Below are 19,238 nucleotides of genomic sequence, written 5' to 3' on the forward strand. Positions count from 1 at the left end.
CCACCGGCGGCACCGGTGGCAGCGGCGGCGCCGGCGGCCATGGCGGCACGCTGTTGGGTGTTGGCGGCAACGGCGGCATCGGCGGTATCGGCGGCACCGGCGGCACCGGCGGAGTGGGTGCCATCGGTGGCGTCGGCGGCGGCGGCGGAACCGGCGGCATCGGCGGGCCAATCGGCGTCCCCGGGGGGAACTCCGTGTTCCCCAGCGGCGGCGACGGCGGCAACGGCGGAACAGGCGGAACCGGCGGAACCGGCGGAACCGGCGGGACCGGCGGAACCGGAGGCAATGGCGGCGCGGGCGGGGCCGCTGGCGCCGGCGGCATGTTGGGCCTCGCGGGCACCGGGGGCGCCGGCGGTGCCGCCGGTAACGGCGGGCTGGGCGGCACCGGCGGCCTGGGTGGCCAAGGCGGAGCCGGCGGAGTCGGCGGCGCGGGCGACCCCGGTCCCAACCCCATATTCGCCGGCCAGGTCGGCAATGACGGCGGCGACGGCGACGCCGGCTCGGGTGGCGCCGGCGGCAAGGGTGGCGCATCCGGCACGCCCGGTGCCGGCGGCACCGGATCCGTCTCTGGGGCTAATGGAGCGCTAGGGGCAATCGGCGGCACCGGTAGCCTCGGCATCCACGGCTAACCGAGGCGGTTAACTGAGGCGTTGCGCCGCCGCGTCGATCCGTTCGTCGGTGGCCGTCAGCGCCACCCGCACATGCTGCGCACCGCGTGGGCCGTAGAAATCGCCGGGAGCCACCAGGATGCCGCGCTGCGCAAACCAGGCGACCGTGTCGAGGCAGCTTTGGCCGCAGCTGGCCCACAAATACAACCCGGCCTCGGAATACTCGACCTCGAAGCCCGCCGAGCGCAGCGCAGGTAGCAGCGACGCACGCCGCCGCTGGTAGCGCTCCCGCTGCACCTTTTCGTGAGCGTCATCATCCAGCGCCGCCACCATGGCCGCCTGCACCGGCGTCGGTACCATCATCCCGGCGTGTTTGCGCACTGCCAGCAACTCGGCGACCAATTCCGCATCGCCGGCCACGAAACCGGCCCGGTAACCGGCCAGCGATGACGTCTTCGACAGCGAATGCACGGCCAGCAGCCCGGTGTGGTCGCCGTCGCACACCGAGGGATGCAGTACTGACAGCGGTTCGGCGTCCCAGCCCAAACCGAGGTAGCACTCGTCGGAAGCGACCAGTACGCCACGATCACGTGCCCATCCGGCGACCTTGCGCAGGTGATCGACGCCCATTACCCGCCCGGTCGGGTTGCTGGGCGAATTGAGATAGATCAGCGCCGGGGTTTGCGGGCCGAGCTGCGTCAGCGAATCCGCACGCAGCACCGGCGCGCCGGCCAACCGGGCGCCCACGTCGTAGGTGGGATATGCCAGTTCGGGAACCACCACCGTATCCGCGCCGCCCAGGCCCAGCAGCGTAGGCAGCCAGGCGATGAGTTCCTTGGTGCCGATCACCGGCAACACCGCCGACTCGGCCAGCCCGGTGATGCCGTAGCGGCGCGCCAGCGCCGCTACGGCGGCCTCACGCAACCGCGCGGTACCGGCGGTGGCGGGATATCCGGGTGCCGAAGCGGCCGCGGCCAGGGCCTCCTGGATCAGCGGCGCGACGGGGTCAACCGGAGTGCCGACGGACAGGTCGACGATGCCGCCCGGATGGGCCCCGGCCAACCCTTTGGCGTCGGTCAACGTGTCCCAGGGAAATACCGGCAGCGACGCCGACACCCGCCGGCCGGGCCGAGGGGCCCGCGGATTCGGGGACCCGCTCAGTCGTCTTCGCCCTGTGGCGGCAGATCCTTGACCACCTGCGGGTCGTTCTCGGTCATGCCGACCTTGGCCGCGCCGCCGGGTGATCCCAGCTCGGCGAAGAAATCGGCGTTGATCTGGGTGTACTGGCTCCACTGCTCGGGCACGTCGTCTTCGTAGTAGATCGCTTCGACCGGGCACACCGGTTCGCAGGCGCCACAGTCAACGCATTCGTCGGGGTGGATGTACAGCATCCGGGCACCCTCGTAGATGCAGTCGACCGGGCACTCCTCTATACATGCCTTGTCCTTGATGTCGACGCAGGGCTGGGCGATCGTGTACGTCACGGACGGCTCCTCAACGTGTCCTCTATGTACTGCTCAATGTGGGCTGCTGATCACGTCGCCAGGGCTGCTTCCCAGCGACACATTTGGTTACTGATACTAGACGTAGCACATACACCGCAAGCAAATGGCACGCCCGTGGCACGAGGAGACCCAATGACGGATCTGTACCCGAACTTGCTGTCGCCGTTGCATCTGGGGTTCACGACGCTACGCAACCGCGTGGTCATGGGGTCGATGCACACCGGCCTGGAAGACCGGACAGGCCATATCGACCGGCTCGCCGAATACTTCGCCGAGCGCGCCCGCGGCGGCGTCGGGCTGATCGTGACGGGCGGCTACGCACCCAACCGGACCGGCTGGCTGCTGCCGTTCGCCTCGGAGCTGGTCTCCTCGGCTCAGGCCCGCCGGCACCGGCGGATCACCACCGCGGTGCATGACGGGGGCGCCAAGATCTTGCTACAGATCCTGCATGCGGGGCGCTACGCCTACCATCCGCTGTCCGTCAGCGCGTCGTCAATCAAGGCCCCCATCAACCCCTTTCGCCCGCGGGCGCTATCGAGCCGCGGCGTCGAAGCGACCATCGCCGACTTTGTCCGCTGCGCACAGCTGGCTCGCGACGCCGGTTACGACGGCGTCGAAATCATGGGCAGCGAAGGATATCTGCTCAACCAGTTCCTAGCACCGCGCACTAACCAGCGCGCCGATTCCTGGGGCGGCACACCGGCCAACCGCCGCCGGTTTCCGGTTGAGATCGTGCGCCGCACCCGCGCCGCCGTCGGGCCCGACTTCATCATCTGTTACCGGATGTCGATGGCCGACTATGTGGAGAACGGCCAAAGCTGGGACGAAATCGTCGCGCTGGCAACCGAAGTGGAGTCCGCCGGCGCAACCATCATCAACTCCGGCTTCGGCTGGCACGAGGCGCGCGTGCCCACGATCGTCACCTCGGTACCCAACAGCGCGTTCGTCGATGTCTCCCACGCCGTCGCCGAACAGGTGAGCATCCCGGTGGTCGCCTCCAACCGAATCAACATGCCGCAGGCCGCCGAACAGATCCTGGCGCAGACCCAGGTACGGCTGATATCCATGGCCCGGCCGCTGCTCAGCGACCCGCAGTGGGTCCGCAAAGCCGAGGCCGGGCGCGCCGAGGAGATCAACACCTGCATCGCCTGCAATCAGGCCTGCCTCGACCACGCCTTCGCCAAGAAGATGGTGTCGTGTCTGCTCAATCCGCGGGCCGGGCACGAGACGAAGCTGGTGCTGTCCCCGACGCGGCGCGCCCGCGCGGTGGCCGTCGTCGGCGCCGGCCCGGCCGGACTGGCCACCGCGCTCAGCGCCGCGCAGCGCGGCCATCGAGTCACGCTGTTCGAGGCCAACGACAGCATCGGCGGCCAGTTCGACCTGGCCCGCCGCATCCCCGGCAAGGAGGAGTTCAGCGAAACCATCCGGTACTTCTCCACGATGCTGGACAAGCACGGCGTCGAGGTGCGACTGGGCACCCGGGTCGGCGCCGGGGATCTGTGCGGGTTTGACCCTGAATTCGACGATGTCGTGCTGGCCACCGGCGTGGTCCCGCGCGTTCCGGCGATACCGGGCATCGACCACCCCATGGTGCTGACCTACACCGAGGCGATCACCGGCGCCAAGCCGGTCGGCAAGAAGGTAGCCGTCGTCGGAGCCGGCGGCATCGGGTTCGACGTCAGCGAGCTCTTGGTCACCGAACATTCACCGACACTCAACGTCAAGGACTGGAAGGCCGAGTGGGGCGTCGTAGATCCGCGCGAAGCGCGCGGAGCGCTGACCACTCCCCTGCCCGCGCCGCCGGCCCGCGAGGTGTATCTGCTGCAGCGCACCAAGGGACCGCAGGGTAAGCGGCTGGGGAAAACCAGCGGCTGGGTGCACCGGGCAGCCCTGCGGGCCAAGGGCGTACAGCAGCTGTCGGGGGTGAACTACGAACGGATCGGCGACGACGGCCTGCACATCAGCTTCGGCCCGGATCGACGACGGCCGCAGCTGCTCGAGGTGGACAACGTGGTGATCTGCGCCGGCCAGGAACCGGTGCGCGACCTGGAGAGCGAGCTGCGCCGCAACGGCATCGATCCGCACATCATCGGCGGCGCGGCGTGGGCCGCCGAACTGGACGCCAAGCGCGCCATCGCGCAGGGCACCGAGCTTGCGGCCCGACTCTAGTTGCTTTGGCGCCCTCTGGCGGCACCGATTTCACCCACCGCGAAACTGCGCCATTTAGGGCGCTGACCTGCATATAGTTACGCCTGCAGGGTGCTGACCGATAAGTAGTTTGATAGAAGCAAGCCCGCGGAGCCTGGTAATCTTGGCCAGACGACAACCCGCTGGGCAGATGTCGTCGCCGTCTGTCTGGCGGTGCAATAAAGGGGAAGGTGTCCACAAATGAGGCTGTCGTTAGCCGGACTTAGCGCCGCCGCTGGTGCTGTTGCGTTGTCGTTGACTGTTGGTTCCGGGATCGCATCGGCGGACCCCCTGGATATCGCCATTAACACCACCTGCAATTACGGGCAGATCATGGCGGCGCTCAACGCTCAGGATCCCGGCGCTGCCGCGCAGTTCAACGCATCACCGATCGCGCAGGGCTGGCTGCACTCGTTCCTGGCCGCGGCTCCGCCGCGCCGCGCGCAGATGGCCGCGCAGCTGCAGGCCATGCCTGGGGCCGGCCAGTACGTCGGGCTCGTCGAGTCGGTTGCGGGTTCCTGCAACAACTTCTGAGCCTGCTCAGTAGCCACTCAGTAGCCACTGAGCAGCCGACGCAGTCGGCCTAGGGCTGCCGGTCCCACCCGGCTGCAAATTCGCGCGGGGTCGCCAGGTCGGCGGCCCCACAGCAGCAACACGCGTGCCGCAGCGTCTGTTTCCAGAGTGGCCGGACCGCGCGGTTCTGCGAGTGCGATGGTGGCGCGGCCGGCGTCTGCACTGATCACGACATCGTCGGCGTCCGGGACGCGCAATCGCGCGTCGATGTGCTCACCAGGCCGTAACCGCTTGACGCCCTTGGCCAGCAGTGGCCGCCCTACCGCCACGACACTTCTTCGAAACCGCGGGTGCCGACTGGCTGGCCGGCCAAATGGCCGGCCAGCAGCCCGCGTCCGGTCGGCGTTGCTGCACCGCGTCCAGGAATGGCTGCCACTGGGGGAATCGTTCGTCATCGATGCGTTGCCGCATGCTGCCGGTATACCCCTCGAGACCGGGTTATGCCGCCCGGGGTGCGTAGGTGGTGGTGCGCTGGCGCGCGGGGCGTCCGATGCCCTCGGCGATCGCGACCAGCTCGGCGACGGTCTTGGCCGACCCGTGTTCGGAGCCGGCCATCCGCGAGATGGTCTCCTCCATGAGTGTGCCGCCCAGGTCGTTGGCGCCGCTGTTGAGCATCACCTGAGTGCGCTCGACGCCCAGCTTCACCCAGCTGGTCTGGATGTGGGAGATGCGGCCGTGCAACATGATTCGCGCCAGGGCATGTACGGCCCTGTTGTCGCGATGGGTGGGGCCGGGCCGCGCCGCACCCGCCAGATACAACGGCGAATTCTGGTGCACGAAGGGCAGCGGCACGAACTCGGTGAAGCCGCCGGTTCGGTCCTGGATACCGCGCAGCACGTTGAGATGCCCGATCCAGTGCCGGGGGCTGTCGACATGGCCGTACATCATCGTCGACGACGACCGCAGACCGACCTCGTGCGCGGTGGTCACGATCTCGATCCACAGCGATGTCGGCAGCTTGCCCTTGGTGAGCACCCAGCGCACCTCGTCGTCCAGAATCTCGGCGGCGGTGCCGGGGATGGTGTCCAGCCCGGCTTCGCGCAGGCTGATCAGCCACTCGCGGATGCTCAGCCCGCTCTTGGTCACCCCGTTGGCGACCTCCATCGGCGAGAACGCGTGCACGTGCATCGAGGGCACCCGTGCCTTGACGGCACGCACCAGATCGGCGTAGCCGGTCACCGGCAGCTCGGGGTCAATACCGCCCTGCATACACACTTCGGTGGCACCGGCGACGTGCGCCTCCCACGCCCGGTCGCCGACCTCGGCGGCCGACAGCGAGTACGCGTCGGCGTCACCCTTGCGCTGGGCGAAGGCACAGAACCGGCAACCGGTGTAGCAGATGTTGGTGAAGTTGATGTTGCGGTTGACCACAAAGGTCACCTCGTCGCCCACCGCGTCGCGGCGCAGCGAATCAGCCAGTGCGGCAACGGCTTCCAGGGCGGGGCCGTCGGCGGTGGCCAACGCCAGATACTCGTCGTCGCTACAGCCCGCCGGGTCGCGTTCGGCCGAACGCAGCGCGGCCAGCACATCGGTGTCGATACGCTCGGGTGCCCGCGCGGCCAGCTCGTGCACCTGCGAACGGATCGATTCCCAGTCGCCGAAGGCACTTTCGAGGTCGCTGCGAGCCTCGCTGTTGCGGCCCTCGGTGTCGATTGCCGCGTTGAGATCGACCCGGCCCACCGACCCGACCTCGTCGGGTTCCTGCCAGGGCAGGCCCACCGGGTTGACGTCGCGGGCCAACCCGGTAGCCGGATCCGCAAGTGCCACAACATGTCCGCGCACCCGCGGGTCGATCCAGGCCGCACCCGCCTGCACATATTTGGGTTGCGCGGTTAGCCGCTGCACCAGTTCGTAGCCGGCCTCGGCGGTGACGGCTCCCAGATCAGCCAGCGCCGGCCACGGCCGTTCGGGGTTGACGTGGTCGGGCGTCAGCGGTGACACACCACCCCAGTCGTCGACGCCGGCGCCGATCAGCGCCAGGCACTCGTCGCGCGCCACCAGGTTCGGCGGTGCCTGAATCCGCATGCCGGGGCCCAGCACCAACCGCGCCACCGCCACCGTGGCGAGATAGTCCTCGATTCCGGCGTCCGGCACCGCCGCCATTGCCGTGTTCTCCTTGGCCCGGAAGTTCTGCACGATCACTTCTTGAATGTGGCCGAACTCCTTGTGCGACTTTCGAATCGCATGCAAGGTGTCGGCACGTTCGGCCAGCGTCTCGCCAATACCTACCAGCAGGCCGGTGGTGAACGGAATGGACAGCCGGCCGGCGTCGGTCAGGGCACGCAACCGCACCGCCGGGTCCTTGTCCGGACTGCCGTAGTGGGCAAGGCCTTTCGTCTCGAACAGCCGTCGCGACGTCGTCTCCAGCATCATGCCCATCGACGGCGCCACCGGCTTGAGTCGCGACATCTCCGACCAGCTCATCACTCCCGGATTCAGGTGCGGCAACAAGCCGGTCTCCTCGAGCACCCGAATCGCCATGGCCCGCACATAGGACAGCGTGGAGTCGTAGCCGCGTTGACCGAGCCACTCGCGGGCTTCCGGCCATCTATCCTCGGGGCGGTCGCCAAGCGTGAATAGTGCTTCCTTGCAACCGAGTTCGGCTCCGCGCCGGGCTACGTCGAGGATCTCGTCGGGCTCCATATACATGTTGATGCCCTGGGCGCGCAGCTTGCCCGGCACCGTGACGAACGTGCAGTAGTGGCAGTTGTCGCGACACAGATGGGTGACCGGAATGAAAACCTTGCGCGAGTAGGTGATCGGCAATCGGCCGAGCGGACCGCGCCGCCCGGCGGACTCGAGACCCGCGTCGCGCACCCGCGTCGCGCTGGCACACAGGTCGGCCAGGTGGTCACCGCGCGCGGTCATCGCCAGGGCCGCCTCGTCGATATTCAGTACGACGCCGTCACGGGCCCGCCGCAGCACCCGTCGCAACGCTCCATGCTCTGATCGCTCTGTTTTCACAGGCACGCTGCTGTAACTTCCCCGCGATCTGGTTTCATCCGCGCGTCTCACCATGTGAGACCGGGGCAACCTTTGGTGCCATACGGGAAACAGTAGCGTCCGGCCGCCGGCAACATGCGATCGACCATCCTGCGTCAGTACGGGCACGCGAAGCCGCTGATCGCGATACGATCTGCGGCAGCCGTGCAGTATTGAGCAGGGGGTCTACACACCGATGTCGTTCATGTTCGCCACGCCGGAAGCGCTGGCGGCGGCAGCTTCTGACATAGCCGGTATCGGATCGGGCATCACCGCGGCCAATGCGGCGGCTTCCCTCCCGACCACCGGAGTCCTCGCTTCGGCCGCAGACAGCGTTTCGACGCAGGTCGCGGCCCTTTTGTCGGCACACGGCCAGGGTTACCAGCAGATCAGCGCGAAGCTGTCGACGTTTCACGACCAGTTTGTGGCGGCCCTGAACGCGGGCGCGAACTCGTATGCCTCCGCCGAGGCCGGCGCGGCGAACGCGCTGGCCAGCGCGGCCAAGTCACCGGCCGCCGCGCTGCTCGGCCAACCGCTGGCCGCCGTGAACAGCGCCGTGGCCGGTGCCTCCACTGCCGCCGCGCGAGTTCAGAGCGCGGTCTCGGCGGCCATTGGGCCCAGCCCGCTGGCGCTGGCGCCCACCGGCGGGATCGGCGCCCTGGCGGCCTCGAGCGGGTTGCTTAGTCCCATTGCGGGCGCCGCCGGCAGCGCGGCAGCGGCACCGGCGGCGGTCATCCCCGTCACACTGGCCACCGCGATCGAGAACTTCTACCTGTTCGCCGAGCCGTACGTGCAATACGGCTTCGAACTCGCCGCCTGGGCTGCCGGCTGGGTGCCTTATATCGGCATCTTGGCGCCACAGATCAACATCTTCTACAACCTGTTTGAGCCCATTGTGCAAAGCGGCCTGTTCAACTCGCTCGACTGGCTGAGCGGACAGATCACCTTCGCCTCGGGGCTGAGCAATTTCTGGTCGGCCACCACGCAGTCGGTTAACCAATTCATCTACAACGAGTACTACTGGATCCGCGGCTTCCTGCCGCCGTGGCCGCCGCTGCCCTAGCCGGGCCTTGAGCAGCCGGGCCGTCAGCCGTGGTGGCGATGCCGCCACAGCACCCAGGCCGGCGGCGCCACTCCCAGCACGATGAGCAGCAGCGCGCCGTAGGCCATCACGCCGTGGCCACCCAGGATGACGTCGTCGCCGGGGCCACCCAAGCTCATGCCCGCGACGGTCAACAGCCAGGTCCACAAGGGCAGCGCGGCCACACGTGGCGATTTGGTCCAGCGTCCGGCCGCCCAAACGAGGGCGGCGTTCACCAGGCCGCTGATCAACGCGCTTATCGGAAAGGGAATAGAGCCGATATAGGAAGGCATAAGTAGCGCCCCGGCCAATGCCGACAGCACACCGTCGACGGCCAACAGCGCCAGGACAACAAACCGAATTGCGGGATCTGTCGCGCCGGTCTCTTCACCGGCCGGCGCGTGCGATGTCGTATCGGTCAGGTTGGGACGCTGTCGATCTGCGAAAGTATCGAGCCGAGAACCCACTGCAGGCTGTCTAGCCGGTCCTGCCAGTGCTGCAGGTTGGGGTCCAGATCGGGGTCCATGCAAGTTTCCTTCCGTGCCTGCCTGCGTGCTTGCCTGATTGCCTGCCTGATTGGAAGCCATCATCAGCCTATGCGCCGGATGCGGTGAAGCCCAGACCGGCGAGCAGATCCGTCTCCCAACCGCGTTCGTCACGATCGCCCGCCGCGCCTGCGACCAGAACGTAGTGCTCCTGCGCACCGATGGGCAGGGCCAGGTTGTTCGACAGCGCGCACGCCCGGCCGGTCGGTCCGACGACAACTTGGGTGGCGTGTGCGGCCAGCGCCGCGACTTTGGCGGCATGGGCAGCCGCGTCGGCGGCGACGACGGCATTGATGTCTTCGTCGGAGTAGGCGAACGGGATCTCCTCGGGCGGCAGCATCCACTCCGGTCGCAGATCGTCGGGACCCAGCGCGCGCACACCCGAAACCACTGAACTCAGGGCCAGGACGGTCCAGTAGAACTTCGGCACGGCCCACGGCTCGCCCGGAAAATCGCCGGTGCCACGGCCCGCGGCGGCGACCGCGGCCGTGGTGACGGTGTGGGTGTGAATGTGGTCGGGATGGCCGTAGCCGCCGTTGGGGTCGTAGGTCACCACGACGTGGGGTCGCAGTTCGCGGATGATCGCGACCAGCGCGCCGACGGCTTCGGACTGGTCAGCGTCGACGAACCTGCGCCGGTTGCGCTGCTCGGTACCGGCCATGCCGGAGTCGCGCCAGCGGCCCGCGCCGCCCAGATATACGGGTCCACTGACGCCCAGGGCCTGCAATGCCGCGGTGAGCTCCGCGATCCGGTAGCCGCCGAGCTGGTCGGCGTGGTCGACCGCCAGCTGAGCCCAGCGGTCCCCGATCACCTCGCCCTCCTCGCCCAGCGTGCAGGTGACGACATGGACCGCTGCGCCGCGAGCGGTGTAGTGGGCGATGGTGGCGCCGTTGCTGAGACTCTCGTCGTCAGGGTGTGCGTGCACGAATAGCAGCCGCGGCGTCTCGGACATGGACGCACCCTACCCGCCGCGGCGGGAGCGCTGGAAAATTCGGCCTTAGTAGACGCTTCCGTTTACTAATCCATTCGGCTACGCTAGCGGTTGTTAGTGAACGTTATCGTCTACAATATGAAGGGCCAGGCCAGCATGCCATTCGTCAGTACCCAACCCGAGATCATGACCGAAGCCGCCGCGGGTCTACGCGCGATCGGTTCGGCGATGCGCACCCAGAATGCCGCCACGGCGCCCCCGACGACGGAATTGCCGCCCGCGGCGGCCGATGAGGTGTCAGCGGTGACCGCGGCACAGTTCGCCGCACACGCGGCGATGTTTCAGGCGGTTGCCGCGCAGGCCAAGGCGATTCACGAGACGTTCGTCGCGATGTTGGCGGCCGGCGCGGATGCATACCTCGCGGCCGAGGACGCCAACGCCGCCGTCATGAGTTAAAGGACGGTACCGCAATGGATTTCGCAGCACTGCCACCAGAGGTCAACTCCGCCAGGATGTATGCCGGTCCGGGCGCCGGCCCGATGCTGGCCGCCGCGGCCGCCTGGGATGAGATGTCCGCCGAGTTGTATCGGGCGGCCGCCTCGTTTCAAACGGTGGTCTGCGCCCTGACGGACTCAGCCTGGCAAGGGCCATCGGCGGCGTCGATGACCGCCGCGGCCGCCGGGCAGGTGGCCTGGACCAACGCCGCCGCCGCCTTGTCCGAACACACCGCAACCGCGGCCCGGGCCGCCGCCGCGGCCTACGAGACGGCGTTCGCGATGACGGTGCCCCCGCCGCTGATCGCCGCCAACCGCGCGTTGCTGATGACGTTGGTAGCCACCAATCTTTTGGGTCAGAACACTCCGGCGATCGCAGCGACCGAAGCCCAGTACGGGCAGATGTGGGCCCAGGACGCCGCGGCGATGTACGGCTACGCGGGCGCGTCGGCGGCTGCGGCTGCCCTGACGCCGTTCGCCGCACCGACCGGCCACGTGTCGATCAGCTCGCTGGAGATCGCAAGCCTGCCGTTGTTGGGCGTGCGGATCGCCACGATTCCGGCGACGTATATCACCGCGGCCCTCGGTGGCAAGAACGTCGAAAACATGTTGGAGCGCTTGAGCAACGCGCCCGCGACTCGGCTGTCCGCGACTCCGGTGGTCGCAACTCCGGTGACCGCGACAATGGGCCGGGCGGCCACCGTCGGCAAGTTGTCGGTGCCGCAGGATTGGGCAGCCACGACTCCCGCAATCGAGAAAGTCGACTTGGCGAGCCGTCGGATCAGTTGTCCCGAGTCGCAACGAATAGGAACGTTACCGGCTACTATTGGCCAATGGCGCAGCCCTCGCAGACTATATCCAACCCGAACCGCAGCCGCCGGCGAGGCGAGGTGCTCGAACGCGCGCTCTACGCAGCCACGTTAGCCGAACTGGCCTCGGTCGGGTACGGCGGATTGACGATGGAGGGCATCGCGGCACGCGCCCAGACCGGCAAAGCCGCGCTCTACCGGCGCTGGGCCAGCAAGCACGACCTGGTCCAGGCCGCGCTACTGCATGCTCTGCCGCCGCTGCCCGAGCCCCGCGCCAGCCGGTCGGCTCGCGAGAACCTGCTGGCGGTGTTCGCAGCTCATCGCGATGTGCTGGCCGGCAAGACCGACTTCCCCGGCCTGGTCATCGTCAGCCAGCTGCTGCACGAGCCTGAACTGCGCGCCATCTTCGCCGACGCCGTGGTGGCGCCGCGCGTGAAGATCGTGGAGTCGATACTGCAGGCCGCGGTCCAAGACGGCGACCTCGACCCGGCAACCGTGACCTCCTTGACGGCGCGCATCGGCCCCGCGCTGATCAACCAGCAATTCATGCTCACCGGTGTGCCACCGAACCGGCGCGAACTCGCGCTCATCGTCGATACCGTCATCCCCCCGAAAGGACCTGCGGCATAGGCTAATTGAGCCCTATCGGCTAGAGCGTACCGCCGCCGACCTCGCCGCCGGTGCCGCCGCCGACCTCGCCGCCGGTCTCGCCGCCTACGGTGCCGCCGCCACCGGTCTCACCACCCACGGTGCCGCCGCCGGTGGCCGTCCCAGTCAGCATGCCCACAAGATTGCCGTCCAGTGTCCATTGGACGGGAACCCCGAACATGCTGAGGAACGCGCCGTCCATCAAGAACTTCTGTTCCAGGGCCCCCAACAGACCACCGGTCGTTACACCACCGAAGACGTCGCCGCCGCCGGTGACCAACAGGCTGTCGGTGAAGGTGGCCGGCGTCGGGACACCCAATAGGGCGTCGACGGTTTGCTCGCCCGCGCCTACCACGAAGTTGACCATGTTGAACGCATGGTTGGCCGCGCCGTTGAGGGCGCTGTTGGTGCCGAAAGTGCCTTGCTGCAAAGCCATTTCGGTGGCCACCAGATTCGCGTTGAACGCGAGCTGACTGTTCAGCATCCCGGCCAGGCCGGCCGGGGTCAGACCGAGCTGCTGCAGCAATGACCCACCGATGGCCGGCCCACCCAATGCGGCGTTGAGCGACAGCAATTGCTGCGCGACACCCACCAGGCCACCGGTCGGGACGCCGCCCTCGAGGGATCCGCCGACGATCAAGCTGCCGGCAAAGCTTGCCGGTGCCGGTGCACCCACCACGGCGTTGACCAATTGCTCACCCGTGCCGAAGAGGAGGTTGGCGGCGTTGAAGCCATAGTTCACCGCACCGTTGAGGGCCGTGCCGGAGCCGAACAACGCTGTTTCCAGAGCCAGCTCATTGGCGACCAAAGACTGGTTGAACCCCAACTCGGCATTGACCAGCCCGGTCAACATGCCGCTTTGTATCTGACCCAGCTGCGCCACGCTAACGTTCGGCAGCGCGGCCGCGGTGTCCACCAACGCACGCAACCCGGAGAAATTGCCATTCGCCGCGCCGCTCACAGCGGCGTTGACCTGCGCACCGAGCGACATCAGGTCGGCATTGAAGCTGCCCGCCCATGCGGGAATCGTGGCCCCGAGGCTGCCGCTCAGACCGGATAGCCCGGCGTTGATGTTGCCCATCAACGAACCACCGCTGGGGATCAATGCGGACAGGGCGGCGACGCCACCACCGAGATTGCCACCACCGAGATTGCCCGACAGCGCGCCACTGAGCTGAGTGCCGAACCCGTTAAGCGCGCCGTTAAGAGCGCCGTTGAAGCCGCCCACCAACGTCTGGCCGGTCTGGAATGAACCGCCAAGCGCCAGGCTGCCGTTGAAGTTGGCCGGAACCGGCGCTCCGACAAGGGTATTCACAAATTGTTCGCCGGTGCCGACGGCCAGGTTGAAAGAGTTGAAGCCGCTGTTGAGCAGGCCGGCAACGCCACTGTTGACACCGCCGCTGACAGCGCCCACCGCCTGTCCCAGCGCCGACTCGCCGGCGACCAGGGATCCGTTGAACGCAAGCTCTGCATTGACAAGACTGGTCGCGAGGCTGCCGCCCAGCACCGCCTGCAAATTGGCCGCCTCGGCACCGGCATACGCTGACGTGGCCGAATTCATCGCCCTCACAAACTCGGCGTGGAACTGCTCCGCCTGGGCGCTGAGCGCCTGATAGGCCTGCCCGTGAGCCCCGAACATTGCTGCGATGGCGGCTGACACATCGTCGGCGCCCGCGGCCAACACGCTGGTTGTCGACCCCGCTGCGGCGGCGTTGGCTGCGCTCACCGTGGAACCAATTCCCGTCAAGTCTGCTGCGGCTGACGCCATGATTTCAGGCACTGCAAATACAAAGGACATTTCGGGCCCTTCCCCAACCGGTCCATTAACTGGCTTCCCCGACCCCAACAGGCCCCGACCCTGCACGGGGGTAATGCGAGAAGTTTACCGAGCGGGGCTTTCCCAAACCTCAATTTGATAACAATTTGGCACACGGCCAATTAGGCGTTATGGCCCGGTCTTGACCCACTCGCCGGCGTCGCCGACGATGCCGACCGGCACCGCTCCGGAGAGGCTGACGTTCTGCACGCTCGGCCCCGCCGCGACGATCGTGGTGTCCTGCAAAATCGGCAGCACCGTCGACATGTTCCACAGCCGCGGCTCGACCGCGGTGATCACGTCGTTGATGTTCTTGCTGCCGTTGAGTGCGGCATCGATGTTGGACTGGATGCTGCGGTCGCAGATTCCGGTCAGATTCGACGGCGCCAGCACCAGGGCGCCGGGATCGGGCGCGCGGCTGGGCTGGGTGGACGTGGGGGTGGTTGCCGGCGGCTGGCTGGCCGCCGATGTGGGCGACGGACTAGAAGGCCCGGCGGGTCCAGTAGGTGTCGGGGTGCCGGTCGGTGTCACCGTCGTCGGCTGCAACGCGGGGCAGCCGTAGCGCGACGCCAGTGAGGTGGCCAGGTTTCCGCCCGCCTGATGCCAGCCGACTATCGCGTCCACGCTGTGGTCGTTGAGCGCGTCGCGGTAGAGCACTACCGGGTCCAGTGCCAGCACGCTGGCGGCGATGCCGACGTTGCGCAACTGGTCGGCAGCGGTGTTGGCGACGGCAACCGACGTCGGGTCGTTCGCGGCGACGCCGATGACCAGCGACAGCTGTTTGCCGTCTTTACTGATCCGGCCGCGGATCACTTCCGGCGGCCCGGTGCTCACCGGCGTGGTCGTCGAATCGGGTCCGGGGGGCGCCGGCGAGGCCGAGGTGTTGCTCTCGATTTGATATCCCGACGCCTCGAGCAGCCCCAGCGCCACGGTCGTGCCGATTGCCGGCGGCGACGTGGGCACGTAACCGGGGTCGCTGGGCGCACGTATCTGCGCCTGATCCAGGGTGACGGTGTTGTCGCTGCCGGCGCCCACGGCGGCCAGCAGGTCGACGTCGAGCAAGCCCAGAATGGCCTTGCGGACCTGGGTGTCGGCCAGCTTCGGCTCGTTTGCCCGCAAGGTGAGCTGCATGACCCGCGGCGTCACGATCCGCGCCGTGCGCACGTCGGGAATGGCCGACAACTGCGCGAAGGCGGCCGAGCCGCCGTGTACCTGGGCCACCTGGGTGTCGCCGTTGCGCACCGAATCGGCCAGGGCGGCCGGCGCCCCGGCCCGGCGGAATTGGATGAGTGCGGGTTTGGCGGGCGGTCCCCAGTAGCGGTCGTTGCGCGCGATCAGGATCTCGTCGCGCTGCGGGTCGATGTTCTCCACCCGGAACTGACCACCGGTGACGGGCAGGGCCCGGGCCATCCCGGCCGCGAAACCGCCCGGGGCGTCCTTGATGATGTGGGCCGGCAGGATGTTGCTGAACAACTCCCGCCAGGCTGGGTAGGGCTGGGCGAAGGTCACGACGGCCTGCTTGCCGCCCTCGAGCGATTGAACGTTGGTGATCAGGTCGTAGCCGGCCGGGTCGACGACTCCGGGCTGGCTCACCATCTGCCGCCACAGGTACCAGAAGTCGTCGGCAGCGATTGGGGCGTTGTCGGTCCACTGCGCCTCGGGGCGGATCTTGTACGTCACCGTGAACGGGTTTTCGCTCGTCACGTCGGCCGAAACCAGCAAAGTGGGGTCCATTTCCCAGCGCGAACCGGTCGACGAAGTGGGATCGGGCACCGGCCGGAACGCACTGGGCAACACCAGCGCGCTGATCGCGGCGTTCACCGGCGACAGATCCGACAGCAGGTGCGGATTGAACCCGGCGCCGATCGAGTCGATGCCCATGATGATCTGGGTCGGGTGCGGCGGCGGGGGTGGTGTGTTATGCGGGGTGTCGGTGCTCTGCGGGGCCGGCGGCGGGCTGACGGTACACGCCGACAGCGCCATGCCCAGCACCGAGACCAGCGCGCCGGCCGTCATACAGACGCGACGGACTGGGCTCGGCACGGTACTCAGGCTAACCCCGGGCCTTGGCACGAGCCCGGCTGCGGGCTCGTGAGGTGGCATCCAGTTCGACCTTGCGGACCCGGACGATCTCGGGCGTCACCTCGACGCACTCGTCGGCCGCGCAGAATTCCATGGCCTGCTCCAGGTCGAGCTCGAGCGCTTTGGGCAGCGTCTCCATCACGTCGGCGGTCGAGGACCGCATGTTGGTCAGCTTCTTCTCCCGGGTGACGTTGACGTCGAGATCCTCGGCCCGCGGGTTGATCCCGACGACCATGCCCTCGTAGGTGTCCTGGCCGGGTTCGACGAAGAACTGGCCGCGGTCGGCAAGTTGCAGCAGCGCGAAGGGTGTGATGACGCCGGCGCGGTCCGACACCAGTGACCCGGTGTGCCGGGCCCGGATCTCCCCCGCCCACGGCCGGTAGCCGTCGAACACGGCGTTGGCGATGCCGGTGCCGCGCGTGATGGTGAGGAAGTCGGTGCGGAAGCCGATCAGGCCACGGCTGGGCACGATGAAATCCATCCGGACCCAGCCGGCGGCATGATTGGTCATCTCTTCCATGCGGCCCTTGCGGCCGGCCATCAATTGCGTGATGGCGCCGACGAATTCGTCCGGGCAATCGATTGTCATCGCCTCGAACGGCTCGTGCAGCTGCCCGTCGATCGTCTTGGTGACCACCTGCGGCTTGCCGACGGTCAGCTCGAAACCCTCCCGCCGCATCGTCTCGACCAGCACCGCAAGCGCCAGTTCGCCGCGGCCCTGCACCTCCCAGGCGTCCGGCCGGTCGATGTCGACGACCCGGATCGAGACATTGCCGATCAACTCGGTGTCCAGCCGGTTGCGGACCATGCGCGCGGTCAGCTTGTGCCCGGACACCTTGCCGGCCAGCGGCGAGGTGTTGGTTCCGATCGTGACCGAGATGGCCGGTTCGTCGACGGTGATGCGCGGCAGCGCGTGGGCGTGGTCGGGATCGGCGAGGGTGTCGCCGATCATGATCTCGGGCAGCCCCGCGACCGCCACGATGTCACCGGCGACCGCTTCCTCTGTGGGGCTGCGCTCGACGCCCTCGGTGGCCAGCAACTCGGTGATCTTGGCGCTGGTGATGACGGGTACACCGTCCACCTCGCGCATCCAGGCCACCTGCTGGCCCTTGCGCAGCTTGCCGTTGTAGATACGGATCAGCGCGAGCCGGCCGAGAAATGCCGACGCGTCGAGGTTGGTGACCAACGCCTGCAGCGGCGCCTCGGGATCACCCGAGGGCGGCGGGATGTGCTCCATCAACACCTCGAACAACGGGTCGAGGTTGTCGCCGCCCGGCACCTCGCCGTCGGCGGGTTGGTCGGTACTCGCGATACCGGCCCGCCCGGATGCGTACAGCGTCGGCAGGCCCAGCGCGTGCTCGGCGGCTTTGGCGGCTTCGTCGTCGAGATCGGAGGCAACGTCGAGTAACAGGTCGTGACTGGCGTCGACGACCTCACCGATGCGCGCGTCGGGCCGGTCGGTCTTATTGACGACGAGAATCACCGGCAGATGCGCTTGCAGCGCTTTGCGCAGCACGAACCGCGTCTGCGGCAGCGGCCCCTCGGACGCGTCAACCAGCAGTAATACCCCGTCGACCATGGACAGGCCGCGCTCGACCTCACCGCCGAAGTCGGCGTGGCCCGGGGTGTCTATGACATTTATTACGGTGACCGTCCCGTCCGGGTTGTGGCGGTGCACGGCGGTGTTCTTGGCCAGGATCGTGATGCCCTTTTCCTTCTCGAGGTCACCGCTGTCCATGATGCGTTCCTGGGTGTCGTCACCGCGGTGGGTCAGCGCGCCGGACTGGCGCAGCATTGCGTCGACGAGGGTGGTTTTGCCGTGGTCGACGTGCGCGACGATGGCGACATTGCGGAATGGCACGTCGGTGATTGTGGCAGTGGGGGCTGCAGAAGGCGAACTGAGCTAAGCCCGTCGAGGGTGAACCCAGGGCGTTCGGTGTAGGGCTGCGGCGACACAATGGACCACATATCGGCCCGTTGGCGCACTCGAAGCCGCAAATGCACTCTCGATGCTTGACCTGGGCCGCAGTAGCATCCCCGCTATGGATGAGGTGGCCTTCGGACGCTACCGGCTCATCGAAATGATCGGCGCAGGCGGCATGGGCCAGGTGTTCAGGGCCCATGACACGGTGATCGGTCGCGACGTGGCAATCAAGGTGTTGCCGCCGGAGATGGGTTCGCTGGACGGCTACCGGGACCGCTTCCGCCGCGAGGCACACATCGCGGCCCGGCTGACCGAGCCCCACATCATTCCCATCCACGACACCGGTGAGATCGGCGGCCGCCTTTTTCTGGTGATGCCGATCATTGAAGGCGTCGACGTTCACACGCTGCTGCGGCGAGAGGGTCCGATGCCACCGCCGCTGGCGGTCCGGGTGGTCGAGCAGTTGGCCGCGGCGCTCAATGCCGCACACCGGAACGGCTTGGTGCACCGCGACATCAAGCCGTCCAATGCGCTGATGACCGCTGACGGCCATGTCTATTTGATCGATTTCGGTATCGCCCATGATGCGGCGGCGACCAGACTGACGCAGACCGGCTTGATGGTGGGCACCTTCTCTTATATGGCTCCGGAACGCTTTCTTACCGGAACCGCCGATGCCCGCGCCGACGTATACTCGCTGGCTTGCGTGCTGCACGAATGCCTCACGGGCGCAACGCCTTTCGCCGGTACCAGCATGGAACAGCAAATCGCCGGCCATCTGACCATGGATCCACCCAAGCCCAGCAGCTTCAACTCGGCCATCCCGGCCGGGTTCGACGAGGTCATCGCCCGCGGCATGGCTAAACAGCCGCAGCAGCGCTATCAGAACGCCGGCGACCTTGCCGCGGCTGCTCAAGGGGTACTCAGCGCAGCACCCGCGCGGCCGCAGCCTCCCCCGCCGCCATCGTCGCCTCCGTCGCCGGTTGGGCCAGTAACCCCGACCATGCCGGGCACCCAACAGCTCCCTTATCAGCCCACCCAGCAAGCGCCCAC

Annotated in this window: 16 protein-coding genes and 2 pseudogenes; 9 read left to right on the top strand and 9 right to left on the bottom strand. The window is 67.6% G+C overall.

What is annotated here, in order from left to right:
* Positions 1-629 (top strand): annotated as a pseudogene (locus BST12_RS32280) (PGRS repeat-containing protein); the annotation flags it as partial.
* 9 nt (positions 630-638) lie between these two features.
* Here the strand turns inward: BST12_RS32280 and dapC are convergent.
* Both dapC and fdxA read right to left on the bottom strand, forming a co-directional pair.
* The gene (gene dapC / locus BST12_RS25815) at positions 639-1,724 is read right to left on the bottom strand and encodes a succinyldiaminopimelate transaminase (RefSeq protein ID WP_083116071.1); all 1,086 of its coding nucleotides are present in this window, start codon (positions 1,722-1,724) and stop codon (positions 639-641) included.
* A 41-nt stretch (positions 1,725-1,765) separates the two neighbouring features.
* On the bottom strand, positions 1,766-2,092 hold the full coding sequence (fdxA, locus tag BST12_RS25820) for a ferredoxin (protein ID WP_083116072.1): 327 nt from the start codon (positions 2,090-2,092) through the stop codon (positions 1,766-1,768).
* Positions 2,093-2,245: 153 nt separating this feature from the next.
* Here fdxA and BST12_RS25825 point away from each other — a divergent pair, with 153 nt between their 5' ends.
* Both BST12_RS25825 and BST12_RS25830 read left to right on the top strand, forming a co-directional pair.
* The gene (locus BST12_RS25825) at positions 2,246-4,282 is read left to right on the top strand and encodes an NADPH-dependent 2,4-dienoyl-CoA reductase (RefSeq protein ID WP_083116073.1); all 2,037 of its coding nucleotides are present in this window, start codon (positions 2,246-2,248) and stop codon (positions 4,280-4,282) included.
* Positions 4,283-4,501: 219 nt separating this feature from the next.
* Positions 4,502-4,834, top strand: a complete 333-nt coding sequence (locus BST12_RS25830) for a hemophore-related protein (RefSeq protein ID WP_083116074.1) — start codon at positions 4,502-4,504, stop codon at positions 4,832-4,834.
* 17 nt (positions 4,835-4,851) lie between these two features.
* Here BST12_RS25830 and BST12_RS25835 read toward each other — a convergent pair whose 3' ends face one another.
* Positions 4,852-5,142, bottom strand: coding sequence for a hypothetical protein (locus BST12_RS25835; RefSeq protein ID WP_245850583.1), 291 nt, complete (start codon positions 5,140-5,142; stop codon positions 4,852-4,854).
* Positions 5,143-5,311: 169 nt separating this feature from the next.
* Entirely contained in the window at positions 5,312-7,891 is a 2,580-nt protein-coding gene (locus BST12_RS25840; protein ID WP_083116075.1) for a bifunctional FO biosynthesis protein CofGH, read from the bottom strand.
* 160 nt (positions 7,892-8,051) lie between these two features.
* Between BST12_RS25840 and BST12_RS25845 the strand changes: the two genes are divergently transcribed.
* Positions 8,052-8,918: a PE family protein gene (locus BST12_RS25845; RefSeq protein ID WP_083116076.1), complete on the top strand. Its 867-nt coding sequence runs from the start codon at positions 8,052-8,054 to the stop codon at positions 8,916-8,918.
* Between the two features lie 23 nt (positions 8,919-8,941).
* Here the strand turns inward: BST12_RS25845 and BST12_RS25850 are convergent, their stop codons facing one another.
* Positions 8,942-9,403 carry a hypothetical protein gene (locus tag BST12_RS25850; protein ID WP_083116077.1) on the bottom strand — a complete coding sequence of 154 codons (462 nt, stop codon included), beginning with the start codon at positions 9,401-9,403 and terminating at the stop codon, positions 8,942-8,944.
* Between the two features lie 127 nt (positions 9,404-9,530).
* On the bottom strand, positions 9,531-10,433 hold the full coding sequence (gene mshB / locus BST12_RS25855) for an N-acetyl-1-D-myo-inositol-2-amino-2-deoxy-alpha-D-glucopyranoside deacetylase (RefSeq protein ID WP_083116078.1): 903 nt from the start codon (positions 10,431-10,433) through the stop codon (positions 9,531-9,533).
* Positions 10,434-10,568: 135 nt separating this feature from the next.
* On the opposite strand from mshB, the gene BST12_RS25860 reads away from it, so the two are divergent.
* From BST12_RS25860 to BST12_RS25870, 4 genes and pseudogenes are all read left to right on the top strand, one after another.
* Positions 10,569-10,868, top strand: coding sequence for a PE family protein (locus BST12_RS25860; RefSeq protein WP_083116083.1), 300 nt, complete (start codon positions 10,569-10,571; stop codon positions 10,866-10,868).
* A gap of 14 nt (positions 10,869-10,882) precedes the next feature.
* Positions 10,883-11,392 (top strand): annotated as a pseudogene (locus tag BST12_RS34985) (PPE family protein); the annotation flags it as partial.
* 198 nt (positions 11,393-11,590) lie between these two features.
* Complete coding sequence (locus BST12_RS34990) at positions 11,591-11,830, top strand: PE/PPE C-terminal domain-containing protein (protein WP_264061636.1); 240 nt, start codon at positions 11,591-11,593, stop codon at positions 11,828-11,830.
* Positions 11,740-12,345 (top strand): TetR/AcrR family transcriptional regulator, encoded by a 606-nt coding sequence (locus tag BST12_RS25870; RefSeq protein WP_083116079.1) that lies wholly within the window; start codon positions 11,740-11,742, stop codon positions 12,343-12,345. Before BST12_RS34990 ends, BST12_RS25870 begins: the two co-directional genes overlap by 91 nt.
* 19 nt (positions 12,346-12,364) lie before the next feature.
* Here BST12_RS25870 and BST12_RS25875 read toward each other — a convergent pair whose 3' ends face one another.
* The 3 genes from BST12_RS25875 to typA all read right to left on the bottom strand — a co-directional run bounded on the left by BST12_RS25875 (position 12,365) and on the right by typA (position 18,122).
* Positions 12,365-14,161, bottom strand: coding sequence for a PE family protein (locus tag BST12_RS25875; protein WP_083116080.1), 1,797 nt, complete (start codon positions 14,159-14,161; stop codon positions 12,365-12,367).
* A 147-nt stretch (positions 14,162-14,308) separates the two neighbouring features.
* Complete coding sequence (locus BST12_RS25880; protein WP_083116081.1) at positions 14,309-16,282, bottom strand: ABC transporter family substrate-binding protein; 1,974 nt, start codon at positions 16,280-16,282, stop codon at positions 14,309-14,311.
* Positions 16,233-18,122 (bottom strand): translational GTPase TypA, encoded by a 1,890-nt coding sequence (gene typA, locus BST12_RS25885; protein ID WP_083116082.1) that lies wholly within the window; start codon positions 18,120-18,122, stop codon positions 16,233-16,235. The genes BST12_RS25880 and typA overlap by 50 nt, the downstream gene beginning before the upstream one ends.
* Before the next feature lie 181 nt (positions 18,123-18,303).
* On the opposite strand from typA, the gene BST12_RS25890 reads away from it, so the two are divergent.
* A partial coding sequence (locus BST12_RS25890; protein ID WP_139801940.1) for a serine/threonine-protein kinase occupies positions 18,304-19,238 on the top strand: 935 nt, incomplete at its 3' end.

It is taken from the genome of Mycobacterium angelicum (genome assembly GCF_002086155.1).
Classification (GTDB): Bacteria; Actinomycetota; Actinomycetes; order Mycobacteriales; family Mycobacteriaceae; genus Mycobacterium; species Mycobacterium angelicum.